Origin of the sequence: Undibacterium sp. Tian12W, assembly GCF_049339405.1 — a bacterium.
GTDB lineage: Bacteria > Pseudomonadota > Gammaproteobacteria > Burkholderiales > Burkholderiaceae_D > Undibacterium.
Genome location: NZ_JBMPPK010000010.1, coordinates 208,063 through 223,633 on the forward strand (window position 1 = coordinate 208,063; position 15,571 = coordinate 223,633).

The window sequence follows — 15,571 nt, forward strand, 5'->3', positions numbered from 1 at the left end:
TAGAGTTTGGTTGACCAATTTTAAATTGGTAAGGCCAATTATGCTGGGCAAAGCCGCGGTGTGCAAGCATGGTTTGCAGATGGAAGGCAAAAATCAGGATGTTGCGCAAGTCAGCTGATTGCAATTTCTTGTTGACTTCAATGATTACGCGTGTAATCATTCATTGTCGATTACATCTGTAAATGAATGTCTGATGCAAATTTCGCCCTGGAGCCTGCAATGAAAAACATCGCCATCAGCGAGGCAGAATCGCTAGTCATGGAAACCCTGTGGAAACAGCATCCGCAGTCAGCCGAGGAGGTCAGCGCCGCTTTGGCGCAGCAACAGGATTGGCAGGAAGCCACAGTCAAAACCCTGTTGAACCGCCTGCTTAAAAAAGGTGCGATCGCTGCCGAGAAGGATGGCAGGCGTTTTTTGTATTCGCCCATCCTGCAGCGTGAACAGTGGCTGATGTCCGAGAGCAAAGGTTTTCTCGACCGCATGTTCAATGGCCGCATCGCACCGCTGGTGGCGCATTTCAGCGAACAAAAGAAATTATCGAAGCAGGATATCGCTGAACTCAAACGTCTCATCAAGGAGCTCGGTGATGATCAGTAATTTCTTGCAGCCAGCAATACTTGCCTGCCTCGTCATCAGCGGCCTGATCGTGCTGATCCTGCTGGTCAGAAATCCCTTGCGCAAACTGGCAGGTGCCGGTATTGCCTACCAGCTCTGGGCGGTCTTGCCACTCTCCCTGCTCGCCATGTTTTTGCCGCACCGGCAATACCTGGACATGGCGGAAAAATTGCAGGCTCCTGCTAACCAGCTAATCTCAGGTACAACTCTGCTGGAGATACAGCCTGCCAGCACCTGGCCAATAATTCTTGTCAGTGTATGGCTCATAGGCAGCCTGTGTCTGCTGGCCCTGCTTGGCATGCAGCACCTGTATTTCTTGCGCAGGCTCGGCAAGCCGACCGAGAGCGGGGGTGTCTATCTCGCCAGCGATGTTGATACCGGCCCGGCGCTGGCAGGCTGCTTCAGACCAAAGATCATTGTCCCCGCCGATTTTTATGAGCGTTATAGCGAGGCAGAGCAGGCACTCATCATCCGCCATGAACTGGTGCACAAAGGCCGTGGCGATGTCATTGCCAATACCCTGTTTGCGCTGCTGCAATGCCTGTTCTGGTTCAACCCGTTCGTGCATGTCGCCGCCCGCTGCTTTCGCCTCGACCAGGAGCTGGCCTGCGATGCCAGCGTGATTGCGCAAGAGCCACAGGCCAGGCGCACCTATGCCGAAGCCATGCTCAAAACCCAGTTAAGTGTCACCCCCAGTGCCCTGGCCTGCCATTGGCCTTCCCGTCATCCCTTAAAGGAGAGAATCATGCAATTGCAACAGAACAATCCGAGTAAATTGAAACGTGTTGTCGCCTACGCAGTATTGAGCTGCCTGTGCAGCGTCAGCGCCTACAGTGCCTGGGCTGCGACACCAGTGAGCAGTGTTGCCACACCCATACAGACTGGCCAGGACGCGGACAAGTCAGAAGTGGGCAGTTATTCCGTGGCGATGGATATCAAGGTTGCTGGTATAAAAAGTTCACCCCGTGTTGTAGTCAAGCAAGGTACGCCAGCCGCCATCGGCATACAGTCCGAAGACGGTCAGGCAAAATGGGACTTCAGTTTTACGCTTACTCCGGCGCCTGGAGACAAATATAAAAATTCGGTCGTCATAGACATGATCGTCAAAAAAGGCGATGAAGTGATCGCCAAGCCAAAACTGATTACAGGCCTGGGCCAGCAAGCGAAGCTGCAAAAAGAAACGCCAGACAAGCAGCAGGACTTTGATATTGCGATGACGGCTAGTCTGGTCAAATAAGTGGAATAAATTAATATCCGTGCGACATCAGGCAAGCTCTATCGGGCTGCCTGGTTTTGCTGTTCTGTTAAAATCGACGAAAGTAATTTTATGTTGATGCATCAGATCGAGACCGACTGACAGGACAGGAAAAAATGCTGTGAAACAAACGCTTGAGGCAAGCACAGAATATCAGGCGATCAGCAAATTTTACGGTGGGCGCCGGGCTGAACGCAGCCAGGAATTGCTGATGAAGCACATTGATGACGGCCTGGACATCATGATGCGCCTCGATGCCAGCATGGACGCCTTGAAGGCGTTTTGCATACATCCATTGTTTCAAGGAGATGCAGAATTAGCTTCCCATGCGTCCATGGTATCTTCATTTTCGGCAGAAGTGATGATGCTGGTGATGAAGTACCGTCGCGCAGCCAATGCCTACTTATGCAAACCACATACCGATGCATGGGAGATAACTGATCTTGCCATCTACGTAGGCTGGACCGTGCCAGAAGTGCGCAAGATGCTACTGGCTGACAAGTTGCAAAATCAGGCAGATTTTTTGAAGCACCATGCCGATACCCATCAACGCAAGGCAGAATTGAAGCGTTATTTTGAACTCTGGATAAAGTATCTCAATGAGATGAAATGAGCCCGTTTATCATGCAAACCACCTGCACCAAACTCGCCGTCGCATTGTTGCTGTTATCTGCTTCCACTGCCATGGCGGCATCTGCCAAAGTTTGCACAGGCGACGCCGCCCTGAGCCAGCTCGACGGTTACTGGACCACCACTCATTTTCTGAGCCTGCTGAAAAAGCATGGCAACTGGACAGGGGCCATGACAGCCACTGACAGCCAGCAAGTTGCTCTGAGTATCAGGGATGGCCGCATCAAACAAAACCTGGCCTGGCATGAGGGTGACGAGACTGCCTATTGCCTGCGCCTAGCAGGTGATAAAGTCTGGTTAGTGGGTAACGGCAAGCACAGGGCAGAGCAGGGGCCGTATCAACGCCTGGGCACACTTGAGCAGAACGAGGCCGACCTTTATCTGGCACGCATCATACAAGGCTGCTTTGTCAGCGAAGAAAAAGAGCAATGGTGTTTCGCAGACGGCAAGCTCAGCATCAATGGCAAACCGGATAAAGCCAGATTGTCCCTGGATTTGTCTGAACTGGATTTATATGGCACGCCATTGCGTGTTGAAGGTCGCAAACTGCCATTCTGGTACCTGGTCAGGCGTGGTGATGCATGGGTAGTCTTTGAAGACGATTATGCGAGTAATGAAAAACGTGTGCCCGTCGATCCAAAAACCAGCAAGCCCTGGCGCGTGTTAAGAAAGCAGTAGGCCAGCGTGAAGCTTTATTTTACTGTTGTGCGCCGTTACTTCCGCGTTAAGTTTATTCTGTTGCTGGCATTGATCATCGCTCTGGCTGGCTTTATCCAGATCATGCTGAGTATTGCTCTTTATCCTGCAATGCTGGCCCAACAATCTGCCATACCAGAGAAAATTAAAGCTGATGCGGCGATAGTGTTAGGCGCATCAGTCTGGAAAGACAGGCCATCACCCGTATTTGCAGAGCGCATCAAGCATGGCATACACCTGTACAAAAACGGTCAGGTGCAGTATCTGATTTTTACAGGTGGCTTGAGCGAAGGCGATACTCTTTCTGAATCAGCCGCAGCCCGCCAATATGCGATTGCCGAGGGTATTCCTGCTGAAAAGATTTTGATCGAAGAGGTATCGAAAAATACCCATCAAAACCTGATGCAGGCCTGCAAACTCATGCGCGCGCATCAATTGCAGAAGGTAATGTTGGTCAGTGACCCTTTGCACATGAAGCGGGCGATGACGATGGCGAATGAACTGCAACTCCATGCTATTTCTGTTGCTACGCCGACCAGTCGTTATGTCAGTTGGCGTTCAAAAGCGAAGTCGTTGTTGTATGAGAGCTTCTTTTATGTGAAGCATGAATTGTTTGATGAAAATAATCAGGTTTGCAAATAAAATGCCGTCACGTCGCGTGTATCGCGTAGGCCTCTTGCATATCACGCCTTATTTTCAATTTCTCACCGCTTGCCAGATTTTTGCCGCAATCTATGAATTGCATTTTTTCAGCAATATCGTTACGCGAAAGATATTCTAATGATGTGCGATCGAAGCGCTTCTGACGCTCATCTTTGATGGCTTCAAACTGCTCTTCGGTTACATGAACCAGATTTGTTAATCGATATTGCATCTGTGCCAGTGACCAATAGGGATAACGGTGTAGGTCAATATTCCAGCCAGCGATTGTTGTTGGTTGAGCGAGGAAATAATTCCAGATGATGAGTGTTGCCTCATCCAGTGTGTCAATATCGATAGAGAAATCATTTTCACCGGGCCCCGGTGTGTAATCCCAGCGCCCCAAATTAAAACGAGAGTCTGTGATTTTTAAACTAATTGTGGCGTCTCCAGATTTACTGACTTGGATATAGTTAGCTGAGCACTGGCTAATTAACAAACCCTTTTCTTCCAGATATTTGCTGATAAGCTGTAAATCTTCCATTTCTACCCTCTTTCTTTTATCAACAGTTCCAGCTTTTCCAGCATCACAAACAAACCCCTGTCGTCTTCAGAATAGGGATAATCAAAATACGCTATCTGCATCCATTGCGCCTCCTGGCCCGGATGCACATAGATTTCAAAATCATCCACGAGGATGATGTCACTGACTGCTGCATCAGGCACAAATTCCAGATTCTTGGTGTCGCCATGCCAATGCACATATTCCATGTCGGCATACCAGGCTGGTGCCATGCCTTCTTCCACCAGCAAGCGGGCGATTTGCCTGAACTTGTCTTCCTTCACTGTCGTGAACATGACCAGGCGTGGGAATAGTGCAGCGCAGCGCTCGAGAAAAGCATGCAGGCCAGGACGTGGTATCTGGCTCATTGCATTGGAGATCAGTGTGCCTTCAAGATCAAGTGCGAGTACGGTAGGTGGTGTTTTTTTCATTTGATGAAAGATGATGAGGCGCTAGTATGTCACCGTAATTTTTGTAGGGTGCGCCGTGCGCACCATTGTATTCGAAGCTGCGGCAGGCAATGGCGCGTAGGGCGCATTCGACAGAACACGCTACCCAAGTTTAAAAAAATCCTCAGGTCTGTCTTCACCAAATTCTGCCCAATACCAGCAAGCCATCAAGAAACTGCTGAGATGATGATCTTCTGCGTACCATGCTCCGTCATCATTATTTCTTTGCCAGACGATGGGATCATCTTGCGCCAGGTCTTGCAGACATATGCCCCAATCGACCACACCCTGATTCTCGTGCATGAAGATCAGATGTTCTTGTTCTGCATACAAATCTTCGGGCTGCAAAAGTTCATTGTATGCAGTGTTGACAGGGCTGTTGCCGGCGCAAAGATAGTGGGCTGTCAATGCGAGTGGCAACGGGTGCGCAATTGCGTGTAATCTGTTGGCTGCATCTGGCAGGGCCAGCATTTCCAGCCCGGCATTTTGCATCCAGTACCGATAAAAATCCTGGCAGGTTTTTATCGTAGTATCTGTGGATAAGCCTTCGTCCATCAGGCTTTGGCTGCCGCAAGCAGCGCATGTGCTGTTGCAGTTAACAGCGCCGTGGCTTCACCTTCAAAAAACATTTGCGAGCTGACAAAGGCACCGTTGATCAACACCGCCAACTGGCCCGCCAGTTCGTCCGGGCGTTTGGCATCCAGGCGTATGGCGATGTCTTTGAGTCTGCGCCGCAGCTCATGTTTATGCTTGTAGGCGACCTGGCGGGCAGGGTGATCCTGGTCGGGGAATTCTGCCGCCACATTGATTTGCGGGCAGCCGCGGTAGTTAGGGCGGGCCACGCGTTCACCTATCCACTGGAAATGCGCGTCAAGCTCGGCAGCGGCATTATCAGTATGGCGCTGGTGGACATCGCCCCAGCATTGCCAGAAATGTTCATCTTCGCGTTGTAAAAAAGCGGCAATGAGATCGTCCTTGGTACCAAAGTGACGATAGATGCTGGTTTTTGCGACGTCAGCCTGCTCTGCCACCAGATCCACGCCCACGGCCCTGACACCCTGACTATAGAAAAGCCGGGAAGCTGTTTCAAGTATGCGTTCTTTTACCTCTGAGGGTGCAGATGCGCTGGCGGTCTTTGAAGTAGTCATGGAAAAAATTATAGCATGATCGCTTGACATGCTACAGACCTGTATGTATCTTATAAAACATACCGGTCTGTATCGTATTAAATAAATAACAAACTTGGAGTCAAACTATGAATACCTCAGTCAATAACAAAGTTGCTGTTTTTGGTGCTACCGGGCATACCGGTCGCTTTGTGGTGGATGAGCTGATCCGGCGCGGCATGGTACCAGTCGCCCTGGCCCGCGATAGCGGCAAGCTGGCCGCTGCTGGCTTTGAAAGTCGCGGTATCCAGACTCGCTGCGTTTCAATCGCTGATGATGCCGCGCTGGATCAGGCCTTGCAAGGCGTCGCGGCCCTGATCAATTGCGCTGGCCCCTTCCTGGAAACCGCCAACCAGCTTGCTGCCGCAGCCATACGCAATCGCGTGCATTATCTCGATGTCAGCGCAGAGCAAATGAGCGCCCACGATACCTTGAAGAACTTTGATGGTCCAGCGCGTGAAGCAGGCGTGCTGGTTATGCCCGCCATGGGCTTTTACGGTGGCCTCGCAGATTTGCTGGCGACAGCGGTAACTGGCGACTGGGATGCAGTTGATGACATCCGCATAGGCATCGCCCTCGACAGCTGGCACCCTACCGAAGGCACGCGCATCACCGGTGCGCGCAATACAGCACATCGTCTGGTGGTCAGTGATGGCAAGCTGGTACCCATGACATTGCCTGCAACTGAAATTGCCTGGGACTATGCTGAGCCCTTCGGGCGGCTTGATGCGATAGAAGTGCCGTTCTCGGAAGTTATACTGATGACACAACATTTGAGCATAGGGCAATTGCATACCTATCTGAATCTGTCTGCCCTGCAGGATATACGTGACCCGCTGACGCCACCACCCGCTGCAGCAGACGAAAGCGGCAAGTCTGCCCAGATATTTCTGGTCGATGTTATTGCCAGCAAGGATGGGCAAACCCGCAAACTGGTGGCGCAGGGGCGCGACATCTATGGCTTCACTGCGCCACTGATATGCGAGGCCGTGCAGAGGATTTTGCAAGGTGAAGTGAAACAGCATAGTGGAGCGCATGCGCCAGGTGCAGTCTTTGATGCACGCAGCTTTTTGCATGCGCTTGCACCTGAGCTGGTCTGCACTTTTGAAGCAGTATGATTCGTGGCTGAAACCATCACTGCTTACTAGCTCGTGCCGCAGATGCATTAAACCTGAAAAGGCGTAGATACATCGTCTTTTGCAGTGACAAGACCTTAAAAATATCTTGTATTTGCTGCAATTTATGCTTTATTATGTCTTGGTACATAATTTATGTATCTGGACATAATAAAGCATAATAGAGTAAGTACAAATAAAAAGCAGAGATAAAAAGGGTCGTCAGCCATGAGCATTTCCTTTACTTTTCGCCGCCCTGAGCTGGCGCAGGAGCTTTGCAACAGGTTGCAAGGCAAGGGCTTGAGCGATGCACGCTCAGGTTTATTCCTGGCTGCCCCAAGGCGCGTCGGCAAGAGCACCTTCCTGCGCGAAGATCTGGTGCCAGAGATCAGTGCACGCGGCTGGCTGCCTGTGTATGTGGATTTGTGGGCCAACAAAGAACGTGACCCCGCCCTCATTATTACCGAGGCCATCAAAAAACACCTGGCTGATACGTTGGGCATCATCAGCAAGGCTGCCAAGGCAGTGGGCTTGTCCAAAGTGAATGTCATGGGCACGCTGACCATTGACATTAATCAGCCGGGTTTGCCAGACAATGTCACGCTGTCAGATGTGATTGCCGAGCTCAGTCACCAGGTTAAAAAACCTATCGTGCTCATCGTCGATGAAGCCCAGCATGCACTGAGCACGACAGCAGGCCTGAATGCCATGTTTGCACTGAAGTCAGCGCGCGATACCCTGAACCTCAGTGCTGAGCTGCCCGCACTGATGCTGGTGTTCACCGGTTCCAACCGTGACAAACTGGCTCACCTCGTGCTGAACCGCACCCAGCCTTTCTTTGGTTCCAGCATTACCGCTTTTCCCTTGCTCAACAAGTCATACACCGATGCCTTTACCAAATGGGCAAATGGCAATCTGGCCAGAGGCAACAAGCTGCGCGCCGAGAGTGTGTGGGCAGCATTCCAGTTGCTGGGAAACCGGCCAGAAATGCTGCGTGACCTGATCGCCCACATCGCCCTCGAAGGTCAGGCACAAAGCCTTTCAGAAATACTCGAAGATGGTGCCCGCAAAATCAATAACCGCCTGTGGGAAGAATTCGCCAGCGAGTTCGATGCCCTGACCGCGATACAAAAAGCCGTGCTCAGCGTGCTCATCAGCAAGGGCGAATACTGGATACCATTTTCTGATGAATCCATGGCGGCCTATATGGCTATCACCAAAACCAGGCGCTTATCCAAGGCCACGGTGCAAACAGCCATTGATGGCCTGCGCGAAAAAAACCTGGTCTGGAAACAATCGCGCGGCATTTATGCGCTGGAGGATCAGGGTTTTGCTGAGTGGTTCAGGCATAACAGGTTAACAGTGGACGATAAGGACTAAGGCTGCGCTCTGTACAAAGAGGAAGATGAAAAAATGAACAAACCCACCAACAAGTAGAAAGCAGTCATCTGCCTTCTACTCCTCGCTGCAACATCTGTTCATGCTGCCGACAGGATTTTCTATGATGGCAAACAGATGTCGCTGAAGCAGATAGACGTAGAAAAAAACAATGCGCCGGAAGTAGCCTGGTATCGCCGCGTCGGAAACAAGACACAACAGCCGGGGATGTTGAAGATTAATTGTTTGATGTCATGATCTTTGGTTTCTGGGCTTACTACTTTTCATCTAATGGAATCCAAGTGCCACGCACCAGTTGTGTTTTTACGTGGTCTTTAAAATGTGTGACTCGCTCTTCCAGCGTCTCGCAGGATGGCGGTTTCTCATTCTTGGCCCTGATTTTTACCATTCCCAAGATCAGATGTTTGTATGCTTTAATTTCCAGACGAAGCTGCCTCCTGGCCAGATCACTGATCTCTGTAATACATCCTTCGCAAGTAGCTTCATAAAAATCAAAGAAATCACCCCATTCAATTCCATCGGATGCACTAGAGGAACAGGCGCTGACATTTTCTGCCAGCGTAAGAATTTTTCCAAACTGCTCAGTGTGTTTTTCTAATTCTGTCATTGTAGCCATTGGCAGTTGAAGCAGTTTTTTTTCATCAGAAATTGCCAGTCTGGCCTTGTGTGCGCATAGTTCTTTCTCAATGACAGGAATACCAGCCTTGACCCAATGCTTGAAACCTGGAATTAATCCTGCATAGGCATCTATTAGTGCTTTATTGCCATCTGCGGAAATACCTGCGCCATTTTTTTTTCTCATCTCAGGAGGAACGAGGTAGGACAAAAAGAAGGGCGAACCATATACGCCACCTCGGCCACCATTCATCAGCGATATTTCTATACTCGCTATGCCGCGATCAATGGCTGCATCATATTGTTCAGATCGATACCAGAGCTTACGCAGTACCCCTTCGTAATATTCGAAGGCACCGCGATCGCCTGCTTGCTGGCATTGAGTTTGATAGTCGGCAAGTTCAAGCAACTTGATAGGAACTTGACGCCATGGGTCAGTGCAGGCTTCCCTGTCTCTGAGCCTGTTCAGACATACTGTCTGATTGGCAGTTGACTTGCTTACTTGCGATTGCGCAAAAGCAGGAATCAAGTACAGAGTTAAAGAGAATAAGGTGATTGATAAAATTATTTTTCTCAGGAAATGGCTTTGAAAATTTTTCAATGGAATATTTCCTTTTTAAGAATAGGAGTAAGTCACAGTATTTTAAGCAATATATTGCCTCACTATGTCAAAAATTCCATTCCTCAGGCAATGCAGCTTCACACAGCGCACATTCAAGCACATCGTCCTTGATGATGTTGATGGCCTGGCATAGCCTGCAACGGCGAAATTCATAGCCGCTGCTGAAATGTCCAGGCGCAGCCATGCCCGCAAGTTGCAAGGCGTTTGCCACATTGGGCCATGACGAAGTTTGCGGGCAATAGCCTGTGGATTGATTGGTGATCGCACTCACTTCGAGCTTGTTGCCATCAATGACAAAAGTAATTTCACCAGCAGATAATACCGGTTTGCCACCAGCACAAGCGACATGCTCGCTGTGCCGGTCTGCGAGATGCAGGGTGCCATGCTGGTCAATGGTGAAGGTCGCAATTATGCTGCCGTCACGGTTGATATGCTGTTCAGTCTCTTTTATCCAGCGCATGACATCCTGCAACTGGCGAATCGCAAAACCTATGGGGATGGCTGCAACTGCGGTGGCAATTTCTACGGGGCCTACATAATGATAAAGCTGCGTCATAACAGAATTGAAGAAGAGATCAGCAAACCGATGTGCTGATTTTTGTCAGTTGTATGAATAGCACAGGCAGCAATATGCCGGTGGCACCTGTCAGATACAGGACTAGCTGCATATTCTTTAAGCGAACCTTGTCACCGCAGATTTTTATATAGGCAACAGGCGCAATGAAAAAAAGCGAAGTCCAGATGAGCGTGAGCGCGCAAGCATTGTATAACAGGTCACCGCAATAAATGATCTCGAAAAAACCTCTTGATAAAAACATCCACAAAGTCGCAACACCAAACCAGCGGGCAACAGAGTTCCAGTTTTTAACAAAGAATTGTATATATACGGCTGCGCCGCAGATACCAATCAGTATTAGCCATGCCAGTGCCAACGATATGCTCACGCTTTTCTGGCCCAGAAAAAGAATACTAGCGCCAAGACTGCAAATGCAAGCGCGGGCAGCAATCTGCCCAGGCAGGCAGAGATGATTACGTCCGCAAATGAAACGATACTGACGGCATACAGGTCGCGGCGGCGGAGGTTGAATTTCATTTTTTGTATTGTGCTTTGTTTTCGACGCTTCTCAAAAGCAAAGTAACGATTGCTATTTATGAAGCATTGATGAGTCGCTTCAGATGTTGAGTCATTTTTTTCAAGTGTATCTGAAGGCAGTGCCAAGATGAATCTTCCCGCCATTCTATCCAGGTTTCTTCAATCAGAAAATCCAGAAATACATGCTGACGATTTGATCTTACTTCGTCAAGTAAAGAGATCAGAGCATCCATTTCTTTTGGGGCACCATCATGCAACCTGATAGCTGTTTGTTCTGCGAGTGAAGAAAATCCCTCTTTGCTCCAAACAACTACATTCGCGTGGTAATAACAATGCAGTTCTTGAAGAATCAGGTTTTCCAGATGCTCGGTTCTTATCATGATTTCATGCTAAATTTTGCACCCCATCTGCTTGCGCAACTTGACCACATCACCGGCCGCAGTCGCTTTCAGGATGTCTTCAGGGATGTGCCCATATTCTTCACGCATGAGGGTAAAATTATTTTTGGTTCCGGCGGGCTGGAACCACATCAGGTAGCCGCAGGTGACGGGGGCGATGCTTTGCCTGGTTTCATAATCGACGGCGATATAGGTGCCTGCCTGCTGCGCATTGGCAGGGTTGTCATAGACGGTGATGCGCCAGAGGTCGCGGCTGACTTGCTTGCCAATTTGCGTCTGGTAGGCTGAGGTGCGGGTTTGCCATTCTTCCAGCGTGCTGGTGTTCTTCAAACCCTTGCTCAGCATATTATAGGCAACTTCATAGTAGCCATTGTCAATGGCTGACATATAGGCATTGCTGAGTTTTTTGCCTTCTATCTTGAACCTGGCGATGTCATCTTCACTGAGTTTGCTACTGGCCAGCTTGGGGCGTTCCGGGATGTCGGCCACGCAATTCAATATCTGTACCATGCTGAAGCTGGTTTTGCCCTCTGCAGCCTGACCCGCCAGGGGTTCATCGCGGTTGAATTTGTATTTGCCAAATTCTGGTATTTTGCCATTGCATAGTTTGGCCGCAGGTTCGGCCATCATGGTTTGTGCCTGATCTACGGTCAGGCTGCTGTCACTGCTGAGCACCAGTTCAAAGCTTGTGCCTGAGAGTTTTTTATAGGCGAGGTCAGCAGCCCACGCCGGGCTGACGCTGATGAAAAGACAGGTGCTTACAGCAATGGCAAGGCGGGATGGTGTCATGGCAATCAGTGATAAGAGAAGATCCAGCAAAGATACGGGATGCGACCTGATTTAACAATCACGAAACTGTTTCAAAAAATTACCTGAGGTTTGTACCGCATCTGAAGCACGTGACTCTGGAGCGAAAAATATATGAGAAGCAAATGGCATCGGGCAGCATTTATTGTGACTCCTGCAAACCCTCCAGTACGCCAAAGTACGCTGGTTTTGCCTGCCCTTTGTCGTCGAATAGCAGTGGCCAGTCCGGGTAGGGTTTGTTGTCCAGCAACCATGAATCCTTGTCCAGCAAACCCCAGAAGGTGATGCCACCGCGCTGGGCAGGCGGCACGCTTTGCAGATAAGCGCTGACGATGTCGCGGTACCTGGCTTTTTGCAGTTGTGCCCGTGCCGGGTCCAGGCTGACTGCCTTTTGTTGTTGGTTCAGGCTGACATCGAGTTCTGAAATGCGTACCTGCAGGCCACGTGCAGCCACCGCCTGCAGCGCAGTTTTGATTTGCGCGATATCCGGGCTATCGACACTGACATGCATCTGAAAACCTATGCCATGCAGGGGGATGTGACGGCGCTGGAAGTCATCAATCATATCCAGCATGAACTGCAATTTGTCGGCCTTGCTCTCCATGTTAAAGTCGTTGTAGTACAGCACTGCGGCAGGGTCGGCTTCATGGGCGGCGATGAAGGCCTGTTCTATGTAGGCGGGGCCCAGCTTTTCAAAAAAGAGGGTGGCACGGTATTGTTTGGGATGCTTGTTATCTATCGCTTCATTGACGACATCCCAGCTTTTGACCTTGCCTGCAAAGTGCCTGCAAATTTGCTGTACATGTTCACGCAGCATCGCCTGCCAGTCACCCTGATAGTTTTTCATCCACACCGGTAGCTGGTAATCATGGTGCCAGATCAGGGTATGGCCATGCAATATCATGCCATGTGTGCGTGCGTAGTCTGCCAGTGCATCTGCCGCCGCAAAATCATAGGTATCTATGGCAGGGTGCAGGAAGCGCATTTTCATGCCGTTTTCTGCGACGATGCTGTTGAACTGCGCATTGATGAGTGCAGCATTTTCCTTGATGTCAGCCATATCACCAGGCGCATTCCCTATATTCAATGCGACCCCGATGGGGAACCTTGCATTGTCTTTCAATGCGGGCACAGGCACTACAGATTGCGCCTGGCTTTCAGGGGGGACGAAACTGAATATCAAAGCGAGCAGTGTGAGGGCAAAGCGGTAATGCATGGTTTAGGGCACTTTGTTTGTAAGCTGGTCATCCTACAACATTGCCATGTAAATGCCAGTGAAGCGGCTAAATAATCATGTTTTTCTGATGAAGTTTGGCAGATTTCATGTGTTTTGTGATCGGTTGTCATACAACAGTCATGTGCATACCTTATGATCGCCGGACTTTTCCACTTCAGATCAGACCTGCATCATGACCTCTGCTTATTGCTTGAAACACTGCTTGAAACGCCTGCCCCTGGCTTTGATGATCAGCGCTGCGCTTACTCTTATGGCTTGTGGTGGTGGCTCGAACACCGTGGCAACCGATACTGTCGTCGTCGAAGGCCCGCTGGTGATTCCTGCACCGCCTGCTGATCCTGGCACGGTCGATAGCGCACCGGTGCCTGCCGGTGTGCCAGCCTTTGTCGATAATGTCGCCAGCAACCAGCGAGGGGACGCCAGATATGCGACGCTGGAAACCAATGCGGGTGTGCGCGTATTGTCCGGCTTTCTCGCGATCTGGCAGCCGTTGACACTGATCGTGGATGCTGGTGTGACCGCACCTGCGGTAGATAATTTCCCGGCAGTAGTCACTTCCAAATGGACAGGTGTGCCAAATGACGGCACGCCAGATGGCACTATCCTGAACCGTGCAGTGCATGATGCCAACATCAATTACGTTGCGAGCCTGACTGGCAAACGCACGCCTGAGCAGGAGCTGGCCGCCTACCTCGATGACCGTCGCGGCAAAGGCTATAGCGTGACCGATGGCCTGGGCCCATTGACAGCTGCATGGCGCAGTGCAGCCCAGCAGACTACCAGCATCACTGCCATACCTGCTGATGCGGGCACGGTTTTATACAATGACAGCGGCAATAATACAGGTGTGGGTGGCACTGCAAATACCAGTTTTGGCAATGCCGTCGATCTGTTGTCGCTGATAGGCAATAACGGTTCTACGGAACCGGCCAAACGCTTTTATAAATATGCCCGTCCTTACCGCTGGAGCAGCCAGGTCATCGTTGCTCCTTCACTGGTACCAGCCAAGAGCACGACACCGGCAACCGATGGTGGTTTCACCAGCGGTCACTCGGCAGAAGCGACCCGCGACGTCATTGCCATGGCTTATATGGTGCCAGAGCGTTTCCAGGAATTATTGAGCCGTGGCCTGGAACTCGGTGAAAACCGCATCATGGCAGGCATGCATTCACCACTGGACGTCATGAGTGGCCGCATACAGGCACAGGCTGTAGCTGCTGCCAACTTGTATGATGCTGCCAATGCAGCCAAGAAAACTGCAGCTTATGCACAGGCTCACGCTACGCTGATCACGCAAACCAATACCACGGCAGACAGCTTCAATGCCTATGCCCATTCTGCCACTGCAACGACAGACCGTTTTGCTGACTATGCCAGCAACAAGGTCAACTACCTGCGCCGCATGACCTATGGCTTTGCGCCGATTGCTGCCACTAATGTTGCCCCTGTCGTGCCCAAGGGGGCAGAAGTCTTGCTGGAAACCCGTTTGCCTTATTTGAGCGATGCGCAAAGGCGCGTGGTCTTGAAAACCACTGCCATGGCATCTGGTTATCCTGTTATGGATGATGCCGAAGGCTGGGGCAGGCTCAACCTGTTTGCCGCCGCAGATGGTTATGGCAGTTTTGTTGGCAATGTCATTGTCAACATGGATGCCACCAAGGGTGGTTTCAATATCATGGATATCTGGCGCAATGACATCAATGGCAGCGGCAAACTCAGCAAACTCGGTAGCGGCACGTTGAAGCTGGCAGGTAATAATAGCTGGACCGGTGGCACGCAAATTGATGCAGGTACAATCGAAGCCAATTCAGCCACGGCCTTTGGTAATGGCGATGTGTATAGCGGCGCCAGCGTGGTTGTCAATACCGCAGGCAATCTCAGCATTACCGGCAAATACACACAGTTGGCCAGCGGTGCACTGGAGATCAACCTGCGCAGCGCGCAAAGCCAGATGCAGGTTGGCAGCACAGTCACCATCGCTGGCGGCAGCTTGCGCATACGTTTCCAGAATGGCTACAAACCCAGCGTTGGCGATACCCTTACCGTTATCAATGCAGGCAGTCTGAAAGGCAAGTTCACCAGCATCACGGTGGATGGATATACCGCAACGCCGACTTATACTGCAACCAGTTTGCAACTGAAGCTGACTGCCTGATGTGCTAGTGAGTAGTTTGGTTTTTGGCTTTTTTTTGGTTTGTGTAGCAATGTATGGCAAGGATTTAATTTTGCTGCGCACGCGTGTAAGATGTGGGCATTCTCTTTCAGTACAGATTT

19 protein-coding genes are annotated in these 15,571 nt (G+C 50.5%); 8 read left to right on the forward strand and 11 right to left on the reverse strand.

Annotated elements, in window-relative coordinates:
• Positions 1 to 219: 219 nt before the first annotated feature.
• From ACO0LI_RS14625 to ACO0LI_RS14645, 5 genes are all read left to right on the forward strand, one after another.
• Positions 220 to 597, forward strand: coding sequence for a BlaI/MecI/CopY family transcriptional regulator (locus ACO0LI_RS14625; RefSeq protein ID WP_422950881.1), 378 nt, complete (start codon positions 220 to 222; stop codon positions 595 to 597).
• Positions 587 to 1,852 (forward strand): M56 family metallopeptidase, encoded by a 1,266-nt coding sequence (locus ACO0LI_RS14630; protein ID WP_423033206.1) that lies wholly within the window; start codon positions 587 to 589, stop codon positions 1,850 to 1,852. The genes ACO0LI_RS14625 and ACO0LI_RS14630 overlap by 11 nt, the downstream gene beginning before the upstream one ends.
• A 139-nt stretch (positions 1,853 to 1,991) precedes the next feature.
• The gene (locus tag ACO0LI_RS14635) at positions 1,992 to 2,483 is read left to right on the forward strand and encodes a hypothetical protein (RefSeq protein ID WP_423033208.1); all 492 of its coding nucleotides are present in this window, start codon (positions 1,992 to 1,994) and stop codon (positions 2,481 to 2,483) included.
• The gene (locus tag ACO0LI_RS14640; RefSeq protein WP_423033210.1) at positions 2,480 to 3,178 is read left to right on the forward strand and encodes a hypothetical protein; all 699 of its coding nucleotides are present in this window, start codon (positions 2,480 to 2,482) and stop codon (positions 3,176 to 3,178) included. Before ACO0LI_RS14635 ends, ACO0LI_RS14640 begins: the two co-directional genes overlap by 4 nt.
• 6 nt (positions 3,179 to 3,184) lie before the next feature.
• The gene (locus ACO0LI_RS14645; protein WP_423033212.1) at positions 3,185 to 3,838 is read left to right on the forward strand and encodes a YdcF family protein; all 654 of its coding nucleotides are present in this window, start codon (positions 3,185 to 3,187) and stop codon (positions 3,836 to 3,838) included.
• Positions 3,839 to 3,845: 7 nt separating this feature from the next.
• Here the strand turns inward: ACO0LI_RS14645 and ACO0LI_RS14650 are convergent, their stop codons facing one another.
• The 4 genes from ACO0LI_RS14650 to ACO0LI_RS14665 all read right to left on the reverse strand — a co-directional run bounded on the left by ACO0LI_RS14650 (position 3,846) and on the right by ACO0LI_RS14665 (position 5,994).
• Positions 3,846 to 4,379 (reverse strand): hypothetical protein, encoded by a 534-nt coding sequence (locus ACO0LI_RS14650; RefSeq protein WP_423033214.1) that lies wholly within the window; start codon positions 4,377 to 4,379, stop codon positions 3,846 to 3,848.
• A 2-nt stretch (positions 4,380 to 4,381) separates the two neighbouring features.
• Positions 4,382 to 4,828 (reverse strand): NIF family HAD-type phosphatase, encoded by a 447-nt coding sequence (locus ACO0LI_RS14655; RefSeq protein WP_423033216.1) that lies wholly within the window; start codon positions 4,826 to 4,828, stop codon positions 4,382 to 4,384.
• 120 nt (positions 4,829 to 4,948) lie between these two features.
• Positions 4,949 to 5,401 carry a hypothetical protein gene (locus tag ACO0LI_RS14660; protein WP_423033218.1) on the reverse strand — a complete coding sequence of 151 codons (453 nt, stop codon included), beginning with the start codon at positions 5,399 to 5,401 and terminating at the stop codon, positions 4,949 to 4,951.
• Positions 5,401 to 5,994: a TetR/AcrR family transcriptional regulator gene (locus ACO0LI_RS14665; protein ID WP_423033220.1), complete on the reverse strand. Its 594-nt coding sequence runs from the start codon at positions 5,992 to 5,994 to the stop codon at positions 5,401 to 5,403. The genes ACO0LI_RS14660 and ACO0LI_RS14665 overlap by 1 nt, the downstream gene beginning before the upstream one ends.
• Positions 5,995 to 6,101: 107 nt before the next feature.
• On the opposite strand from ACO0LI_RS14665, the gene ACO0LI_RS14670 reads away from it, so the two are divergent.
• Positions 6,102 to 7,130, forward strand: a complete 1,029-nt coding sequence (locus tag ACO0LI_RS14670; protein ID WP_423033222.1) for a saccharopine dehydrogenase family protein — start codon at positions 6,102 to 6,104, stop codon at positions 7,128 to 7,130.
• Between the two features lie 225 nt (positions 7,131 to 7,355).
• Positions 7,356 to 8,507: a hypothetical protein gene (locus ACO0LI_RS14675; protein ID WP_423033224.1), complete on the forward strand. Its 1,152-nt coding sequence runs from the start codon at positions 7,356 to 7,358 to the stop codon at positions 8,505 to 8,507.
• A 274-nt stretch (positions 8,508 to 8,781) separates the two neighbouring features.
• On the opposite strand, the gene ACO0LI_RS14680 is transcribed toward ACO0LI_RS14675, so the two are convergent.
• The 7 genes from ACO0LI_RS14680 to ACO0LI_RS14710 form a co-directional block, all read right to left on the reverse strand.
• The gene (locus tag ACO0LI_RS14680) at positions 8,782 to 9,741 is read right to left on the reverse strand and encodes a hypothetical protein (protein ID WP_423033226.1); all 960 of its coding nucleotides are present in this window, start codon (positions 9,739 to 9,741) and stop codon (positions 8,782 to 8,784) included.
• A 67-nt stretch (positions 9,742 to 9,808) separates the two neighbouring features.
• The gene (locus ACO0LI_RS14685) at positions 9,809 to 10,318 is read right to left on the reverse strand and encodes a hypothetical protein (protein WP_423033227.1); all 510 of its coding nucleotides are present in this window, start codon (positions 10,316 to 10,318) and stop codon (positions 9,809 to 9,811) included.
• A 19-nt stretch (positions 10,319 to 10,337) separates the two neighbouring features.
• Positions 10,338 to 10,706 carry a hypothetical protein gene (locus ACO0LI_RS14690; RefSeq protein ID WP_422950893.1) on the reverse strand — a complete coding sequence of 123 codons (369 nt, stop codon included), beginning with the start codon at positions 10,704 to 10,706 and terminating at the stop codon, positions 10,338 to 10,340.
• Entirely contained in the window at positions 10,703 to 10,855 is a 153-nt protein-coding gene (locus tag ACO0LI_RS14695) for a hypothetical protein (RefSeq protein ID WP_423033229.1), read from the reverse strand. Before ACO0LI_RS14695 ends, ACO0LI_RS14690 begins: the two co-directional genes overlap by 4 nt.
• Positions 10,856 to 10,911: 56 nt before the next feature.
• Positions 10,912 to 11,235 (reverse strand): hypothetical protein, encoded by a 324-nt coding sequence (locus ACO0LI_RS14700; RefSeq protein WP_423033231.1) that lies wholly within the window; start codon positions 11,233 to 11,235, stop codon positions 10,912 to 10,914.
• Positions 11,236 to 11,244: 9 nt separating this feature from the next.
• The gene (locus ACO0LI_RS14705; protein ID WP_423033233.1) at positions 11,245 to 12,042 is read right to left on the reverse strand and encodes a DUF4019 domain-containing protein; all 798 of its coding nucleotides are present in this window, start codon (positions 12,040 to 12,042) and stop codon (positions 11,245 to 11,247) included.
• Positions 12,043 to 12,202: 160 nt separating this feature from the next.
• Positions 12,203 to 13,276 carry an endo-1,4-beta-xylanase gene (locus ACO0LI_RS14710; protein ID WP_423033235.1) on the reverse strand — a complete coding sequence of 358 codons (1,074 nt, stop codon included), beginning with the start codon at positions 13,274 to 13,276 and terminating at the stop codon, positions 12,203 to 12,205.
• A 193-nt stretch (positions 13,277 to 13,469) separates the two neighbouring features.
• Between ACO0LI_RS14710 and ACO0LI_RS14715 the strand changes: the two genes are divergently transcribed.
• Positions 13,470 to 15,452, forward strand: coding sequence for a phosphatase PAP2 family protein (locus ACO0LI_RS14715; RefSeq protein WP_423033237.1), 1,983 nt, complete (start codon positions 13,470 to 13,472; stop codon positions 15,450 to 15,452).
• Positions 15,453 to 15,571: the final 119 nt, after the last annotated feature.

Bases quoted from the DNA above. Each gene is read 5' to 3' on its own strand.
- ACO0LI_RS14625 (WP_422950881.1), top strand. From the start codon at position 220: ATGAAAAACATCGCCATCAGCGAGGCAGAATCGCTAGTCATGGAAACC.
- ACO0LI_RS14630 (WP_423033206.1), top strand. From the start codon at position 587: ATGATCAGTAATTTCTTGCAGCCAGCAATACTTGCCTGCCTCGTCATC.
- ACO0LI_RS14640 (WP_423033210.1), top strand. From the start codon at position 2,480: ATGAGCCCGTTTATCATGCAAACCACCTGCACCAAACTCGCCGTCGCA.
- ACO0LI_RS14650 (WP_423033214.1), bottom strand. From the start codon at position 4,379: ATGGAAGATTTACAGCTTATCAGCAAATATCTGGAAGAAAAGGGTTTG.
- ACO0LI_RS14655 (WP_423033216.1), bottom strand. From the start codon at position 4,828: ATGAAAAAAACACCACCTACCGTACTCGCACTTGATCTTGAAGGCACA.
- ACO0LI_RS14660 (WP_423033218.1), bottom strand. From the start codon at position 5,401: ATGGACGAAGGCTTATCCACAGATACTACGATAAAAACCTGCCAGGAT.
- ACO0LI_RS14665 (WP_423033220.1), bottom strand. From the start codon at position 5,994: ATGACTACTTCAAAGACCGCCAGCGCATCTGCACCCTCAGAGGTAAAA.
- ACO0LI_RS14670 (WP_423033222.1), top strand. From the start codon at position 6,102: ATGAATACCTCAGTCAATAACAAAGTTGCTGTTTTTGGTGCTACCGGG.
- ACO0LI_RS14675 (WP_423033224.1), top strand. From the start codon at position 7,356: ATGAGCATTTCCTTTACTTTTCGCCGCCCTGAGCTGGCGCAGGAGCTT.
- ACO0LI_RS14685 (WP_423033227.1), bottom strand. From the start codon at position 10,318: ATGACGCAGCTTTATCATTATGTAGGCCCCGTAGAAATTGCCACCGCA.
- ACO0LI_RS14695 (WP_423033229.1), bottom strand. From the start codon at position 10,855: ATGAAATTCAACCTCCGCCGCCGCGACCTGTATGCCGTCAGTATCGTT.
- ACO0LI_RS14700 (WP_423033231.1), bottom strand. From the start codon at position 11,235: ATGATAAGAACCGAGCATCTGGAAAACCTGATTCTTCAAGAACTGCAT.
- ACO0LI_RS14705 (WP_423033233.1), bottom strand. From the start codon at position 12,042: ATGACACCATCCCGCCTTGCCATTGCTGTAAGCACCTGTCTTTTCATC.
- ACO0LI_RS14710 (WP_423033235.1), bottom strand. From the start codon at position 13,276: ATGCATTACCGCTTTGCCCTCACACTGCTCGCTTTGATATTCAGTTTC.
- ACO0LI_RS14715 (WP_423033237.1), top strand. From the start codon at position 13,470: ATGACCTCTGCTTATTGCTTGAAACACTGCTTGAAACGCCTGCCCCTG.